The following is a 16839-nucleotide window of genomic DNA, read 5'->3' as shown; positions in this document are numbered from 1 at the left end:
CAAATAAAATTATTAATATTTATACTAAAATAGTTATAATTTATTGATTGTATCTAGTGTTCGCTGCAATATTATTGAGGCTGAAACTTTGTCATTAAGCTTTTTGGATTTTTGGTATGATAGACCAGCAGCAATTAATGCTGCGGTTGCTTCCATAGTGGAAAGACTTTCATCCTGTAGATACACAATCATATTATGTTTTTTTACTATTTTATTAGTAAAGTTCAGTATGGTTTTGTGCCATAGATTATCTCCAACTTTTAATTCTATGGGCAAGCCAACTACCATAGAACCGGCATCACCTTCCTTAAAAAGTCTGTTTAAAAAATCAATATCCTTTCTTATATTTTGCCTGTAATAAATGCTGTGAGGTGTAGCAATCAGATTTGTTCTATCACTAAATGCTATACCTATTTTCTTTTCTCCCAAATCTAAAGACATCATGCACTTATCTTTAGGAATAAGTTCAACAAACTCCTTCAGCTGAGCACAAAGCATTTATTGGCATGATAAACATTCATTGTAGTCAAAACCTACTAGTTGTTTTTTACTGCTGATTGCCTTTGCTGATAGAGCATCGTGTGAAACTTTATCTGCACGTTGCATCGATTGGGAACGACAATAATATAAGCTCTTTAATCCCTTTTTCCAAGCAAGCATATGTGTTTGGTGTAAGTAACGTTTATGAACATTAGCTGGAAGAAAGAGATTAACAGATTGAGATTGACATATATATGGTGTTCTATCGCCCGCATGTTCTATAACCCAACGTTGATCAAGTTCATAAGCTGTTTTAAATACCAATTTTTCCTCTTCACTGAGAAAATCCAAATTTTTTACTGAACCTTCATTGGTTGATACCAAAGACCATATCTTTTCATTATCTTGGCCTTTTTTTGCTAGCAATCTTTGCAAGAATTTATTTCTTACAGTAAATGAACCTGTTAAAGTTTTCTGTGTAAATACATTGGCTGCATATGGTTCTATCCCTGGAGAAGCATTACCAGCTATAATTGATATCGAAGCAGTTGGAGCAATAGCAAGTTTGTGCGTAAACCTTTCCATAAGGTTTGCTGCTTTAGCATCTGGACATGGACCTTTCTCTAATGCTAGTTTGTAAGATATGGCGTCCACTTGTCTTTTTAAATGAGAAAATATTCCTTTATTTAACTGCTTTGCTGCCAGCGATTCAAACGGTATCATTTTACTTTGCAGAAGCGAATGGAAACCCATCACACCCATACCAATACTGCGTTCCTGCATAGCAGAATATTTTGCTCTTTCCATCTCATTTGGAGCTTTACTGATAAAAGCTTCAAGCACATTATCAAGAAAACGCATTATATCTTCAATAAATAATTGATTATCTTTCCACTTTTCAAAATACTCAAGATTGAGTGACGATAAGCAACAAACAGCTGTGCGAGATTTACCTAAGTAATCTTTTCCTGTCGCTAAAGTAATTTCGCTACATAAGTTCGACATCTTTACATCAAGATTAAGTTTTTTGTAAGAGAGTGGTTTATCTTTATTCACTGCATCAATAAAGATTATGTATGGCTCTCCAGTTTCAATTCTTGCTGTTAAAATCCTAATCCATAAATCACGTGCTCTTATAGTTGCAACTACTCGATTACCATCTTGATTACTAGGAGTAACCAATTCCCAATTTTCATCGTTTTCAACAGCTTGCATGAACTTATCAGTAATTATAACACCATGATTGATGTTTAATGCTTTGCGATTTGGGTCTCCTCCTGTAGGTTTACGTAAATCTAAGAACTCTTCTATTTCAGGATGAGACACAGGTAAATACACTGCTGAGCTTCCTCTACGCAAAGAACCTTGACTAATTGCAAGCGTTAAAGCATTCTGTACAACAACAAATGGGATAATACCAGATGTCTTACCACTATTTTTTACTTTTTCTCCAATTGAACGTAAATTTCCCCAATAACTACCTATTCCACCACCACGAGCAGCAAGCCATACGTTTTCGTTCCACAAATCTACTATTCCCTTTAAACTATCTTCAGTTTCATTTAAAAAGCAAGAGATAGGAAGTCCTCTGTCTGTCCCACCATTACTTAAAATTGGCGTTGAAGGCATAAACCAAAGATTGCTAATATAATCATAAAGCCTTTCTGCGTGAGCTAAGTTGTCTGCATAATAGGCAGATACACGAGCAAATAAATCTTGATAATCCTCATTTCCAATTAAATATCTATCTGATAGTACTGCTTTACTAAAATTAGTCAGATTGCTACTTCTATCATGGCTAACAGTAACTAAAGACATAAAAACTCCTCTACTTTTTAGTAAACTTAATAAACTATATAAATGTATATAGTACTACAATTTCTTTAATATTAATAAACTATTAATTCCCTAATTCTTTAACTGTATTACAAATAATATACCATCAACTTGATTACCATACATTTTACAGTAACTCATACAGCTTATTTTCATATTAGTATTTAACACTATAGATCTTACATATTCTTCTGAATGACGGAAAAAATCTCCCTCATTTACAAACTCAAACCCCACACCACTTTTTTTTCTCACTGAGCATATAATAACACCATTCTTGTTCAGCAAATTGCCTGCTCGCTCTAAAATAGATGCAAAATTTCCTACATAGTTTAATACTTCAATTAGAAGTATTACATCATATCTTAAATCTTGATCTTTTTTAAGAAATGCTTTCATCTCTATGTTAATCAGCTCATTATAGACTAGAGTACCATTAACAAAACAACCACGTGCAATGTTAAGCATTCTATTTGATATATCAATCCCAACAATATAATTACCAATACCGTACACTTTTAAAAATTGTCCGCATACACCAGTACCACAACCAAGATCTAAAATATTTAATTGCAGTAGTCTATCATTCATAAACTTTTTAATCAGCATGTACACAAACTCATAACCCCTATACTGTTTTGCAACTAGCCAGTGTTCTATAAAATACTCACCAGTATAGTCAAAATATTGTTGAATAATACTATCTGGTATATAATCTATGGAACTAGGATTCTTTATTTTTTTTATATAATATAGTGCTTCTTCATGATTTGCATCTATTTTTAAGAGATTAAGAAAATTGTCATAAGCCTTACTTATATTACCTGAAGCAAAATTACACCTACCTATGTTATATTGCAATACTGATAAATTACGGAAAAAGATGTTGATTAGTAAAAAGCGAAATTTTGCCTCGGATATATTACTTTTGTAAAAATGGTATAGACCTAATTCAATATTGGTATTCAATAAATTCTCTACCTTGTTGTTAAATATCCTTAACTCTTTAAAAAAAATATAATACCGCTTAGTTAAGGTATTTTTTATACTTAAAATTAGATTATATACTGTACTCATAAATTCCACTAACGTCTCTTTAATAAGAGAAACATTACTTCTCATGAAATAACCTTTTTCTTCCCCTTCTATATTCAAAATGCAACTTTACATACCATACACTTAGAATCTAAAACGTAAAATAGTGCTCTTATCCAATTAATTTAACCAAATCTAATACCAGTACAATATAATTTACTCACATAATCAAGATAATATATAAATGATATAATTTTATTTATAACTAAAAAACGTTATTTTTTAATAAAAGCAGTCAAGCTATTTGGTATAATAGGACCATTTTTACAATTTTTTATGTTTTTGACCTTAGTTTAAATGTTAGAAACAAAATAACTTTATATTGCATGGTAAATTTAGACAAGTTACTTTCTATTATTTTACAAAACAAAAATGTATCTGACATCTATTTTTTTGAAAATAGCCCCCCTATTATTAGAGAATTCAATGAAATAATTTTTTTGCAAATACCAAGTTTATCTACTACAGAGATTAAAGACATAATTACCATTCTTTTTGAAAAAGATCTAGGCAAAAAGGGAAGCAATGAAACAGACCAAGAAACAAAGGATTTCACATTTGACTTTGACGCAAACAACAGATTACGCGTGCATATTTGTAATAGCTTTAATCAGAGTAGTATAGTTATACACGTACTAAAACCTAACTCGACATCATTAAATATACCTGAGAATTTCTATCAAATAATCGGAAAAGAAGTTGGTCTTGTGTTAATTGCTGGTCCCATAAATAGTGGAAAAACTATAACTGCATTACATATATTGAATCAAATTCAAAATAAGCACATTCTAATATTTGATAAAAAACATGAGCTCGGAGTAAAGTCTGATAAATCCCTCATAAGTTATTGTAATACAACTTTAGAAATTAGAAGAAAATCTCCTGATATAATACTTTTTCACGATATTGATGACGATAAAAGATTAATAGAAACTGCAATAAACTGCTTACAAGATGGTTTTTTGGTTATAGCTTCTTTAAGTGCTTTATCTTTTAAAGATGCTATAGCTAAAATGGTAATTAATAAGAATAACACCCTACGTGTATTGTCAGAATATATAACAGCTGTAATGTTTCAGGTGTTAATCAAAAAAAAAGATTGTTTGGGTAGCTTGGCTGTTTATGACCTTTTTCCATTAAATACCGTAATGAAAAATCACATTATAAATGCTGACATAAAACAGCTACCAAATCTAAATATTAATAATATAATTAATGATTTAGTAAAAAAAGAAATTTTAGATTACACAGCAGCAGATAAAACATTGACAAAACTTGGTTACGGTGGGCTTGATAGTAATGTACATAATCTGAAACAGGACGATGCATTTTAAATTTATCATATTTCAACTACTACAAAATATAATAGTTTTTTTTATATTAAATAACTACAGTTAGCATTTAAATATCAAATTCTTTAGTTAGTTTAAGTCTTATACAATAAGCTATACCAATCAAAAGTAATCTGCCCTGTGATCGTCGAAATAAGATTACCATTTACAGCATACTCTATGATCTTAGGTGTAATTTCTTTTTCTTTCACTAAAGTAAAAGACTTAATTTTAATATAACCTGGCAATGTACTTAACTCGTTCATAAATAGAAAAACATTTTTATCACTTACTGAGCCAAAGTGCAAGTTAATCTCGCTCTTTATGACTTTAATGTACTTATCATTATAAAAAGTTTTAGCTTCCTGTGGCATAGAAATTAATATCTCTGGATTTAATATTTTATAACTCTTATGTAACTTATTTATTAAATTATTAAGATTAGTAATATATTTGCTATTATGCATCTTTGTAGAAGAAATTCTCTTCCATAAATCTAAATTAGAGACTAATACTGCTTCTTTTTTTTGTATATCTATTATTTGTGAGCTGATAATTTTGTTTTTCCTTGCTATACTTTTATTTAAAAGCTTCAATTTCTTATTGTAAGCGTTACCTAAAGACAACATTGCAACAAAAACTGTAGAAACAAGTAAATAGCAAAATAATTTTATCGTTACTTTTATTTTTAGGTTCATTTTTTTACTTATTTGCTTATATTAACGTCTATCATTGTACCTTTCCCCCCCAACTCTATTACAGGTGGAAGCTGGGAAAAATCTACTTTATAGTTATAAAATATAGTATTAAAATTATGCTTTAAATCTTCATACTCATAAAAAATATCACTATCTGATTTTAGGCAATATTTCAGTTTCATATTTACTGCATCTGTTTCGTTATCAACTTTCCAATAAAAGGATCTTAGCTCTAAATTGTCAGATTTTATTTCACTTATGTATTCAATCTCTGATAGTGGAGAATAATTTAAGCTTAATAACTCATTATGTGCATTAATTATCTCAGAAATTTCATAAATTCTTTCTATACTATAATCACGATTTAGATTCTGAAGTTGAGCATTCAGCATCTTCTCGTCTTGTATTAGGTTATTTTTTTTTTTGATAACTTGAATAAAAGTTAAAAAAAACAAAGTATTAATTGTAAAAAGCAACAACAGTGTTAATGATGAAAGATGCGGAAAATACATATCAAATAACATAAGCTTTAAGTGCTTTTTTGTTTCCCTTGTATGCAAAACAACCTTAGGTTTATTTTCTAAGATAGAAAGTAGTAATACAGTATCACAAAATCTATCGTTTGGGTTTACTATATGAGTTAATTTTAAAATTTTAGATAGTTCGTATGGGGTTAAGATACTAACATTATATTCAGCAAATTTAATTGTCATCAGGCCAAGCTTAATATCTTGAGGCACTACTATATGTAAATCTACCGAATCATTCTTGTGAAAACCAAATCTTCCCAGGTATTGAATGGTATTTTGCACTTCTTGATATACACTACCAGCAATGACATTTGGTAAAATATCATCAGTAGGTGATATAATACGCGTGAATATCATCCTACTATCTTTTGTTACTAACTGTCTGAATCCTCCCGTTTTAGTATATACAACTATGATACTCCAATTATTACCATCCGATTCAACTTCTTTTGGTGTTAAAATTGCATTAAGTATACTAGCCATTTCAATTGGAAGCATCAGCATTCCTTTGAAGTTACCACCGGCATCTATAATCAATTTTAGCCAACTATTTATGGCATTATTAAGTCTTACGCTTACAAACATATACTGCCAGTTTTTCTCTGATTTACTGGGTTTTGAAAGTAAAAAAGCAGTTTTTAAATCACTATTAGTAGGAATATGTCTTAGTTTTGATTTAACGATAGAATAGATGCTAAACCTATCCACAGCTGGGATGCTTTGCACAGTATAATCTTGATCTACATGATTGAGCACTAGATATATATGTATTTTCTTATCGGATGTAACACAAAGTTTAAGATCTGTGAATTCACCTGCATCTTGCAAAAAACATCTATTTGTTAATATATTGTTCTTTATATGTAATAATACAGCTCCTTCTTCTCCTAGCAAAATAACGAGTTTGTTTTTATGTTTGAAGTTTTTAAAGAACATGATTAGCATATTTTAAGATATGCTTTACCAGTAAAAAGTTAAAATATGGTAAAATAACATCAATAAAATAGACTTTTTGGAAGACAAAAAGTCTATCTCATAAAATTAACTAGCAACAATAACAGCCTTGCTATTGTAATATTCAACTATTGCTTGACTTATTGTCAAACTTGCAGCTTTACCCTCACTATGTTTTCCAGATGATAAAGTCTTTTTACTGTCATAACAATCTTTAGCTTCTCTTATATACTCTTTATTAAAAGATTCTATCTCTCTAGGACACTTTTTGAGTTCCAAACCTTCTACACATTCTTTCCTATAATAATGAATAAAAGAACAGGTAAATAATGCAAGTAATACACTTGCTGCAGCAGTAAATCCTATTAATTCCACGTTGTTTGTATTAAAAGTTGAGAGAGAATCAGCAAGATTTTTAAATCCAATTTCAAAATATTTAGTTAGCAAGTAAGTAGAGGTGAGAGTAACAAAAGCTGCCATCTCAGCACAGATTAGTGGTCTATTTAAAGTTAATGCCAGCCTTTTAAAAGCTAATGTTTTATATTTCCTGCCATCTAGTAAGGTATAATGTGTGTTATTACTTAGATCTAATTCTATAGAACTAATACATTTTTCATTATTAATTCTTTTCATTTTGGCGAAAACTTCATTGTCACCTTGTGTTGCAGTTTTTTTTATTCTTGTATCTTTAAGGTTTGAGATAAAGGCCCTCATGCTTGCTGCAAAAAGTATGGATGCAACAACTATTGGTATCCATATCCATGGATCCTTTATTAAGTTTTGAATACTAGCATAATATTTTGGCATTAAGATTGAATATGATGCCACAAAAGTTATAAAAGCAATACATGGTATTATAAATGCTCTTTGTTGCACAGGATATGCTACTTTTATTTTAAATTTTGACCATGAGTTTACAATTGTCCATGTAGGCTTTTTTGTAAAAAATGAGCTTACCTCTGGCCATGGCTTGTCAAATATCGTATCTTCAGAACCCCTTCTTTCTTCTTGAGATTGATATGAAGGCGGGCTAGACTCTTTGGAACTTGGTGTTGAAGTTCCATCTGAAGTTTTCGAATGTGCTCTTAGTGGCTTTTTTAGTGGATTTACGTTTCTTTGTCTCAACCCTTCATCCCCTAATGTACCGTTAGCTTTCAGTATATCATGTGAAAACACTATCTCTTCATCAGGGCTACTAATTGATGGTTGATCATTTATTTCTGCATAAGTAGGTTCAATTTCTTGTTCTTTTAAACTTGACGGTCTTGAACGATGTTTTTCCCCATGTGACTTACTTTTATGTCTCCTTTCTCTTGTTGAATGTGAACTACTTTTATGTTCCCTATCTGTTGCACTTGATGATCTTGAGTGATGTTCTTTCTTTTTGTGTTTTGTGCTTTCATGTTTCCTTTCTTCATCTTCTGCTGAACATGAACTGCTTTTATTCTCTCTATCTGTTGAACCTGATGATTCTAAACTATGTTTTTTTGCACCTGAAGCATCTTTAGGCTTTTTCTTTATTTCTGCATATTGGTGTTCTGATTCAACTATTACATTTTCTTGCCTTACTTGAAGTTGTTCCTCTAAACTCGATCTTGGTGATGGCGTTGGTGTTGTACCCTGCATAATTATCCCCCTAAAATAATGTTTAAGTTAGGATATATATGCTAATCTTATTAAAATTTCGTGAATTTCTCTGAGAGTTGGCTCCTACTTGCTTTTGTTTGCGCATACCTAACGCAGCTTTGGTCGTTATGAGTTGCCTGTGCAGCATGCAATGCTAACCTAAGTTTAGATAACAATTCTGCACTGCTGTTTTCATCTTTAATATCTACATAGCCAATTGATACTTGAGCTATACTACTGATTTTAGAATAAAGTCGTAAGATAACATTTTCTGAATGTAATGGACTACATCCAATTAAAATAAATATAACACTATCATCACCTAAATATCCTATAATATCCCCGCTACGACAGTTTTTATACAAATTATCTACAATTGCTTTGAGCGTATTTTTAGTTAAATTAGCCTGAAAGCCAACTATTCCTGCTACAACATCAGCTTTGTGTTTCTTGATAAAATTCAATATTACTTCGAGTTCAAGCATAGTAGAGGGCTCATCCATAATTTCAAGACCAGGATGCATATTGTACTTTTTGCCATTTAGATATTGGTCTCTAAATATATGCAATTTATGTGACAGGCTAAGGTCACTTATTAGTAACTCATAATTTATCCTCTTAGCAGTTGAATTCCCAGTACGAAAAGCTCTAACCTTCACTTTCTCATTGCTTCTCATAAGAGATAAATTGTTAATCTTTGCTAAAAGATCAGATAAATCATTGCCATTATCATTATATTCCAAATTGTCTTCTATAAGACCCCTTGAACTGTCGTCAAAAATACTTGTTAATGGTTTGTACAATAAATCATTCTCTTTACAGTCCAACAAATTTTCTGCGGCTTTATTTAATCCAACTATTTCTATGGATTTTGCTTCGTTATCTTGAGAGACAGCAATTACCACATCGTTTTTTCTTCTTGCAGTTGTAAATTCACGCATATAATTAACGTCAAATTATATCTAATTTTAACTTAACTAAGTTAATATATAGTTACTAGGCGTCACAAATTTACTGTTTTTAATATTTCACAGATATAAAATTCTTGCTTTGCGACTGCTTTTTGATCAAAAAACATGCAGTATTTTTTATGTTGGTATTTCTATCATTTAATTATAAGTATTGTTTTCTCCTTTGAAAAAGAATATATTAAACTTAAGTTACCTGTTTAAAACAATCAAATATGTCAAACCTAAAGGAACTTTCTCATAGGATTAAAAATATAAAATCAATACAAAAAACAACAAAGGTAATGCAATTGATATCAGCTGCTAAGCTAAAACGCAGTCAACAGCAGCTGGTAAATTCAAGATTACATCTCTCTCAAATATCTAAGACACTGCTGACACTTCATTTAGATCTTACTGGAGATGAATACGAAGTTACACAAAAAAACTCCTACTTATTAATTATAATATCTTCTGATAGGGGATTATGTGGTAATTTTAACTCTTCAATTATAAAGCTGGCTAAAGCTCGAATAAACGAATTATATAAAAATGAGGAAGAGATAGACATTATCGTATTTGGCAAAAAAGCATACGATGTAATAAAAAACCAGTTTAAGAACATTAAAAAAGCTTTTAGCTGCAATAAAATCACTTTCTTTTATTTAGAAGAAATAGTGAGCCAAATACCTGGCTTTTACTCTTATAGTAAAATAGAAGTTTTATATAATAAATTTCATAATACCTTTACACAAGAGACTGTAAGCCAAGTTATACTTCCACTAAGTAATAATTCATTATTTACAGATAGTAATACAAATGACAGTGCATGCTATGAATATGAAGGAAATAAAGAGTTTTTACTAAACTTTTTAACAAAAAATTATATAATGAGTAGCCTGTATTCTACGTTACTTGAAAGCATTACCAGCGAACATAGTGCTAGAATGATTGCAATGGAGTCAGCAAACCGTAACACAAAAGAGATGTTAAATAGATTGGTATTGACATACAACCGTTTTCGTCAAGCAGCAATTACAACTGATTTAATTGAAGTTATAGGGGGTGTAGAAGCATTAAATTAATGAAAACACCATCAGATCAAGAAGCACAGGAAGCGCTAAAACTTTTAATTAAATGGATCGGTGACGACCCACATAGAATAGAGTTAACTTCAACTCCTCAAAAGGTATTAAATGCCTATCGAAGGCTCTTTTGTGGGTATCAGTTATCAGCAGAAGAAGTCTTACGTAATGGTATTTTAAGCTGTAGTGGTTATAAGGGCATGGTAACCTTACAAAATATCAATTTCCTATCTTATTGTGAGCATCATATGGTACCTATAGAAGGGATAGTTAATATAGCATATATACCAGACGAATATATAATAGGAATTAGCAAGCTTACAAGGTTAATAGATGTTTTTGCAAAGAGGCTGCAAGTACAGGAGAGGCTTACTAAACAAATAGCTAACTCTATTAATACGTATCTAAAACCAAAAGGAGTGGCAGTTTTTATTGAAGCAAAACATTTGTGTTTAGGTCATAATAGCGATAAAACAATAATGCAGACTAGTTCTATGCTAGGAACATTTGAAATTGACCCAAACTTAAGGCAAGACTTTTTTTTACAGATAAAAAATAGGGAGAAGTAAGTTGAGTATATTAAACGTAGCATCAGATATCATAAAATTGATAAAAGGGTACGGTCTAGATGCAGAGGTTGTAGTGCATGAAATAGAGAAAACTTCAATTTCTACACGCCACTTAAAATTAGAGGAAATATCTAAATCTAAAAATTGTATAATAGGAGTCAGAGCAATAGCTAATAAACATAAATCAGCATGTATCTCCTTCAACAATTTTAGCAGTTTAAATAAAATAGTTGAAAGGGTTGTAACTATGGCAAAAAGTGCCCAAGAAGATAAATATCTTACTCTTGCTCTGCCAAATCAATTTGCAAGTAATACTTCTGCTGTCAATTTGAATATCTTAGATAAAACCCTTATAACTATAGAAAATTTAAAGGAAATTGCTCAAATTGCAGAATCTTCTGCTCTTTCTTATCATAAGGACATTACTAACTCTGAAGGAGCGCAATCCTCTTATTCTGTAACCGACATTACCTTAATGACCTCTAATGGTTTTTTTGAATCATTCAGTAAGTCAGTTTTTTCTAACCAAGTAGCTGTTATTGCTGGACAAGAAGATGACATGAAAGTTGGTTGTGATTATTCTATAGCATGTAATTTTGATAATTTATTTACCCCAGAAACGTTAGGTAAAGAGGCAGCAAAAAGGGCGTTAGATCAACTTAAACCACGCAAAGTTAAAACCTGTAAAGTTCCAGTTATTTTTGAAAGAAGAGCCGCATCAGAATTACTCAAAAATTTCGCTATGGCAATAAATGGTAATAATGTAGCAAATAAAACCTCTTTTCTAAGAGATAGTATGGATAAGCAAATATTTAGCAGCGAAGTGGACATAGTGGATGATCCATTTGTAGTAGGAGGAGTAGCATCAAAGCCATTTGATGGAGAAGGAATAGCTGGAGAAAAGAATATATTAGTAAAGGATGGGGTTTTAAAAAGCTGGATATTAGATTTATACTCAGCCCAAAAACTAGGATTGCATACAACTGGAAATGCTGTAAGAAATGTCAATGCTACTTTAAGTCCAGGAGCAAGTAACCTTTATATTAAAAATAGTAATGTACCCCCTGAAGAGCTAATGCAGGATATAAAGGCAGGATTATACGTTACTGATCTTTTTGGTTTTGGTGTTAATTTAATTAATGGAAACTACAGTCAAGGTGCATGTGGTTTTTGGATAAGCGGTGGTAAAGTAGCATATCCAGTAAGTGAAGTAACTGTTGCAGGCAGTTTACTCGATATATTCAGTAACCTATCTGTAGCAGATGACCTAATTTTTTGTGGAGCTATAAATTCACCAACAGTCAAAGTAGGTAAAATGACTGTTGCAGGCACTAGTATTTAGATTATAGTATTTTTCCAACCAACTAAAGGAACTGAGAAATATTATAATAGGCTATAAATCTACAAATTCTCTTTCTCAGCTCAATTTTTGATTTTTGTCTAGACGTTTATTTTCAGCATTTATGAATTTTAATTGTATATTAAAATATTGTAGCAATTCTCATAATAATCCGAACTACACATAAAAAGCAGGTTATTGATAACAAACCAGTAGTGAGATTAAAGTCGGGGTGGAAATAAAGCCACTGATTTTTTTGAATTTATGGAATTGTCAAAGGCTGCAAAATTAGCGTTAAAAATTGCTCAAACCAAGTGTTCTTTCAAAGGTCGTCCCATTACTTATTTTTCAGATTTTATGGCATTTTTGGCAATAGTTCTATATTATCTTCACAATTCCTTTAAATTTCATCTCTTTCTTTATATCCGTAGGTCTTTTTTTAATCCTCTATGTATTGTTAGAAAATTAATATTACCCTAAAATTTAGCCATTTCCGATAGAGTTTTGCGTAAATTTAATTTTGTGTTCAGAGTTTTTTTCTGCCATTTTTTGTACATCCAATGTTTGTATTGCTTTTTTCCTTAACTGCTGGCATTTTAAATCCTTATCCTATCACCTCTAGTGGATGAGCTGTATCTCTTTCAATAGTAATGTATAGTGTACATCTTATATTCATGTAATTAATATCTTAATCTAATAAATTTCTCTATTTTTAATTACATTAATTAATTGTTTCCTCTAAATTCTATAATAAAAATTAATATTTTAATATATAGTACTATACCTGCTAACTTTAAACTAATATTTTAAACTCTTGTATTTAATTTTGTATGACTTTGAAGAGCATCTAAATTTTACGTGCTTCATCTATGAGCATAATAGGTATATCATCACGAATTGGAAAGGCTAGCCCCGCCTCATCACTAATTAGTTCGTTACTATTTACATCATATCGCAAGGCAGTTTTTGTGAGAGGGCATACTAGTACATCAAGCAATGTTTCATCAAACATATCTATTCCTATATTTTTCTAATATAGAATAATGCTTTGCCTTAGAAATTAAAATGAAATTTTTGTTAAATTTGCAGTGATATAAGAACTTTAAAAATCTTGCTGAATTATAATGGATATGTAGAATGTGGATTATTTTAATAATTTATATCCAATGAAAAGTGGAGATATGAAATCAAAAATTTTTGCTGCTTTAGATATCGGCACAACAAAAGTTGTATGCTTGATAGTAAAAACTAATGGCAGTAAAAAAGTAGTTGGTGTTGGATATAATGCTGCAGAAGGTATAAATGGTGGGATTATTACAAATATTAAACATGCAAGCCGTGCCATACTTTCTGCTATTACAATGGCAAAACAAGCATCTAAGATAGAAATGGTGGATCAAGCATATGTTAATATATCAGGATGTAACATTTCATCTTTTGAGTTAGCTAATGAAATTATTTCAGATCGTCATAAGATTTCCAGTGCAGATATAGCAAACATCATATTCCAAACTTATGAAAAGTATGATGAAGATGATGTTGTCATTCACAATATACCAATTAGATACAGTCTTGATGATATGCACAACATAAATGAATTACATGGATTATATGGGGGCAAATTGCGTGCTGATATGCATGTTGTGACAGCATCTCGTCCTGCTTTACTTAACATCGAAAATTGTCTTGTAAATTGTGGGGTAAAAATTGCAGGCTATACTGCATCATCTTACGCGTCAGGGCTGTCATGCCTTAATACAGACGAAAAAGAGTTAGGAGCAGCGGTTATTGATATTGGTGGAGGATATACATCTATTGGCTTTTTTGAAAAGGGAAAGTTTGTTCATGCTGATTTTATACCAATAGGTGGAATTCATATAACTCGAGATATTGCCTATGGTTTATGTGTGAGCATAAATGAAGCTGAGCACATTAAGTTGCTCAGTGGCAAAGCAATCTCATGTAACGATATTAATATTTCAGATGATGAAAGTTCAAACATGCAAATAGCTAAGTCCGAAATTACAACTATAATAAAACCAAGATTGGAAGAGATATTAGAGATTTTAGATGATAAGCTTGGAAAGAAAAATAATCTAATAAGGAAAGTAGTTATTACTGGTGGCAGTAGTCAATTATCAAATATAGCAGAAACTGCAAATTATATATTAAATAGACCAATTCGTATTGCTATGCCTTTTTCTATAGATGGAGTTAGTAATAGCCCAGCATTCTCTGCTGCAATAGGTATGATATCATTAATCTCTGAAAATCATAAGGATGATTATGGCATGGAAGATAGTGGAATTAACAAATTATTTGATTGGATTAAAGAAAAAGTTAAAATATGAGTAAATACGTAATAGAAATTTAAAAAACTTTAAATATGTCAATTAAAATTGCAACTTTAACGTCTTATTAAAGCTCATGTTGTATTCATATTGCATGAAATTCATGTTACTGAGTATGTTAAATTAATATGATAAAACAAGTCATAATATTTGGTGGTAGTGGTTTTTTAGGAAAATACATAGTAAAGCACCTAGCGGATTTAGGGTATATAGTAAAGATATTTAGTAGAAACCAAGAAAAGGCAAAGCGGCTTAAACTGTGTGGTCATCCTGGACAAATAGTGGTAGTTGGCGGTTATATCTTAGATGAGTCAGTTATATCAAAGCACATAAAAGGATGTGATGTTGTAATAAATCTAATAGGAATTTTAAATGAATCAAAAACACAGAAGTTTTATACAGTGCATGTGGACATTGCAGAGAAAATCGCGATAGTAGCAAAAACAAATAACGTATCACTTATGATACATTTTTCTGCCATGGAAGTGGAAGGTAATTGTTCTTCTAAGTACGCTCAGAGTAAGCTTCTTGGTGAAAATGCTGTAGCTTCTGCCTTTCCAGAAGCAATAATAATTAGACCTAGTTTAGTATTTGGAGAGGAAGATAATTTTTTCAATAAGTTTGCAAAATTAGCGTCTATATTACCTTTTCTACCATTAATTAACAATGGTAGAATGAAGCTTCAACCTGTCTATGTAGATGATCTAGCCAAGTTTGTGTGCTATGTGATAAAACTTAAGAATCATAATCAGAAGTTATACCATATTGGTGGTCCTAAGGTGTATCCTATAAAAAGCCTTTTTAAATTTATTATAACTATTACAAATAGAAAATGTTTATTAGTTAATATACCCTTGCCAATTGCCAAATTTATTGCATTCATTTGTGAATTCAAACTCATTTCTATTTTGCTCAAACCTATTACAGGAAACGTTGAACCTTTGATAACAAGAGATCAAATAAAATTCTTGTGTAATGGCAGCGGTTTTGAACAATCGCATGAATTAGAGAAAGCTAAAATAAGAGCAACACCAATAGAAAGTATTGTTCCAAAGTATTTAAAGATTTATAAAAAAGTTTGAATATATTTTATGAAAACTATAGGTGCTTTACTCAAAGAGAGTATAAATAATCTCTCACTTTGCGGCATTTGTACCCCTAGACTTGACAGTGAAATACTAATTGGTCATGCGTTAAGTTTAGAGAGATCTTTCATTATTGCTAATTATGATTATGAAGTTGGAGAAGAACATGAAAAGTTATTTCTAGAGCTTATCAGTAGAAGATGCAAAAGATATCCCATATCACAAATAATAGGCAAACGGGAGTTTTGGGGTTTAGATTTTTTAGTAAATCAACATGTACTAGATCCAAGGCCAGACAGTGAAACAATTATCTCAACAGTGCTTAGGTATTATAGAAATAAAAATAAAAGACTAAGGATTGTTGATTTTGGCACAGGTACAGGTTGTCTACTAATATCTATGTTGCATGAATATAAGTATTCTATAGGTATTGGATTTGAAAAAAATGTTAATTCTTATAGGACAGCATTAAATAATATTAAAAGGCATAATTTACTAGGTAGGGCAAAAGTTATTTTTGACTCTTGGGAAAATAGCAATGATTTATTTGATTTAATAATCAGCAATCCTCCATACATAAAAAGAAATATGTTAAAAAAACTGCAACTTGAAGTACAAAATGAACCAACTATTGCGCTTGACGGCGGCAGCAATGGTTTAAAATGCTACCTTAGCATTTTTCCTGTTTTAAAAAGAAGTTTAAAAAAGGGAGGTTTTGCTGTACTAGAGATAGGAGAAGCACAGAATAATATCAAAAAAATCATACCTTTCTATGGTTTAATTTTTGTCTCATATGCATATGATTTATCTGGAAAAAAACGTTGTATCGTAATAAGACAAGCATAAAGCTATTTCTTTGGAGATTATGCCAATTACCTCTATATCTATGGTTTAACATTCATAATAGTATTTT

At 30.8% G+C, this 16839-nt stretch carries 15 protein-coding genes; 7 read left to right on the top strand and 8 right to left on the bottom strand.

Annotated elements, in window-relative coordinates:
• Positions 1–33: 33 nt before the first annotated feature.
• The 3 genes from ruvX to AACL19_RS05010 form a co-directional block, all read right to left on the bottom strand.
• The gene (gene ruvX / locus AACL19_RS05020) at positions 34–498 is read right to left on the bottom strand and encodes a Holliday junction resolvase RuvX (RefSeq protein ID WP_339045414.1); all 465 of its coding nucleotides are present in this window, start codon (positions 496–498) and stop codon (positions 34–36) included.
• On the bottom strand, positions 499–2298 hold the full coding sequence (locus AACL19_RS05015) for a ribonucleoside-diphosphate reductase subunit alpha (protein ID WP_339045413.1): 1800 nt from the start codon (positions 2296–2298) through the stop codon (positions 499–501).
• Positions 2299–2388: 90 nt separating this feature from the next.
• Positions 2389–3438 carry a class I SAM-dependent DNA methyltransferase gene (locus AACL19_RS05010; RefSeq protein ID WP_339046690.1) on the bottom strand — a complete coding sequence of 350 codons (1050 nt, stop codon included), beginning with the start codon at positions 3436–3438 and terminating at the stop codon, positions 2389–2391.
• Positions 3439–3737: 299 nt separating this feature from the next.
• On the opposite strand from AACL19_RS05010, the gene AACL19_RS05005 reads away from it, so the two are divergent.
• On the top strand, positions 3738–4745 hold the full coding sequence (locus tag AACL19_RS05005) for an ATPase, T2SS/T4P/T4SS family (RefSeq protein WP_339045412.1): 1008 nt from the start codon (positions 3738–3740) through the stop codon (positions 4743–4745).
• 92 nt (positions 4746–4837) lie between these two features.
• Here AACL19_RS05005 and AACL19_RS05000 read toward each other — a convergent pair whose 3' ends face one another.
• From AACL19_RS05000 to AACL19_RS04985, 4 genes are all read right to left on the bottom strand, one after another.
• Positions 4838–5440, bottom strand: coding sequence for a hypothetical protein (locus AACL19_RS05000; protein WP_339045411.1), 603 nt, complete (start codon positions 5438–5440; stop codon positions 4838–4840).
• An 8-nt stretch (positions 5441–5448) separates the two neighbouring features.
• Positions 5449–6915, bottom strand: a complete 1467-nt coding sequence (locus tag AACL19_RS04995) for a hypothetical protein (RefSeq protein ID WP_339045410.1) — start codon at positions 6913–6915, stop codon at positions 5449–5451.
• A gap of 96 nt (positions 6916–7011) precedes the next feature.
• The gene (locus tag AACL19_RS04990; protein ID WP_339045409.1) at positions 7012–8550 is read right to left on the bottom strand and encodes a hypothetical protein; all 1539 of its coding nucleotides are present in this window, start codon (positions 8548–8550) and stop codon (positions 7012–7014) included.
• Between the two features lie 50 nt (positions 8551–8600).
• Positions 8601–9491 carry a hypothetical protein gene (locus tag AACL19_RS04985; RefSeq protein WP_339045408.1) on the bottom strand — a complete coding sequence of 297 codons (891 nt, stop codon included), beginning with the start codon at positions 9489–9491 and terminating at the stop codon, positions 8601–8603.
• A 242-nt stretch (positions 9492–9733) separates the two neighbouring features.
• On the opposite strand from AACL19_RS04985, the gene atpG reads away from it, so the two are divergent.
• From atpG to AACL19_RS04970, 3 genes are read left to right on the top strand one after another with little or no spacing between them, the layout of a single operon-like run.
• Positions 9734–10582, top strand: a complete 849-nt coding sequence (gene atpG, locus AACL19_RS04980) for an ATP synthase F1 subunit gamma (RefSeq protein WP_339045407.1) — start codon at positions 9734–9736, stop codon at positions 10580–10582.
• Positions 10582–11151 (top strand): GTP cyclohydrolase I, encoded by a 570-nt coding sequence (gene folE, locus AACL19_RS04975; RefSeq protein WP_339045406.1) that lies wholly within the window; start codon positions 10582–10584, stop codon positions 11149–11151. Before atpG ends, folE begins: the two co-directional genes overlap by 1 nt.
• A 1-nt stretch (position 11152) precedes the next feature.
• A complete protein-coding gene (locus AACL19_RS04970; protein WP_339045405.1) occupies positions 11153–12493 on the top strand; it encodes a TldD/PmbA family protein in 1341 nt (446 codons plus the stop codon).
• A gap of 844 nt (positions 12494–13337) precedes the next feature.
• On the opposite strand, the gene AACL19_RS04965 is transcribed toward AACL19_RS04970, so the two are convergent.
• Positions 13338–13502 (bottom strand): Trm112 family protein, encoded by a 165-nt coding sequence (locus AACL19_RS04965; protein WP_339045404.1) that lies wholly within the window; start codon positions 13500–13502, stop codon positions 13338–13340.
• A 169-nt stretch (positions 13503–13671) separates the two neighbouring features.
• Here AACL19_RS04965 and ftsA point away from each other — a divergent pair, with 169 nt between their 5' ends.
• From ftsA to prmC, 3 genes are all read left to right on the top strand, one after another.
• Positions 13672–14841 (top strand): cell division protein FtsA, encoded by a 1170-nt coding sequence (ftsA, locus tag AACL19_RS04960; RefSeq protein WP_339045403.1) that lies wholly within the window; start codon positions 13672–13674, stop codon positions 14839–14841.
• Between the two features lie 128 nt (positions 14842–14969).
• Positions 14970–15923, top strand: a complete 954-nt coding sequence (locus AACL19_RS04955; RefSeq protein ID WP_339045402.1) for a complex I NDUFA9 subunit family protein — start codon at positions 14970–14972, stop codon at positions 15921–15923.
• 9 nt (positions 15924–15932) lie between these two features.
• The gene (prmC, locus tag AACL19_RS04950; protein WP_339045401.1) at positions 15933–16772 is read left to right on the top strand and encodes a peptide chain release factor N(5)-glutamine methyltransferase; all 840 of its coding nucleotides are present in this window, start codon (positions 15933–15935) and stop codon (positions 16770–16772) included.
• Positions 16773–16839 lie beyond the last annotated feature (67 nt).

The sequence above is a fragment of the Candidatus Mesenet endosymbiont of Agriotes lineatus genome (assembly GCF_964019585.1).
Classification (GTDB): domain Bacteria; phylum Pseudomonadota; class Alphaproteobacteria; order Rickettsiales; family Anaplasmataceae; genus Mesenet.
The sequence above is the reverse complement of the archived record's forward strand: the minus strand, read 5'-3'. Positions and strand labels throughout refer to the sequence as shown.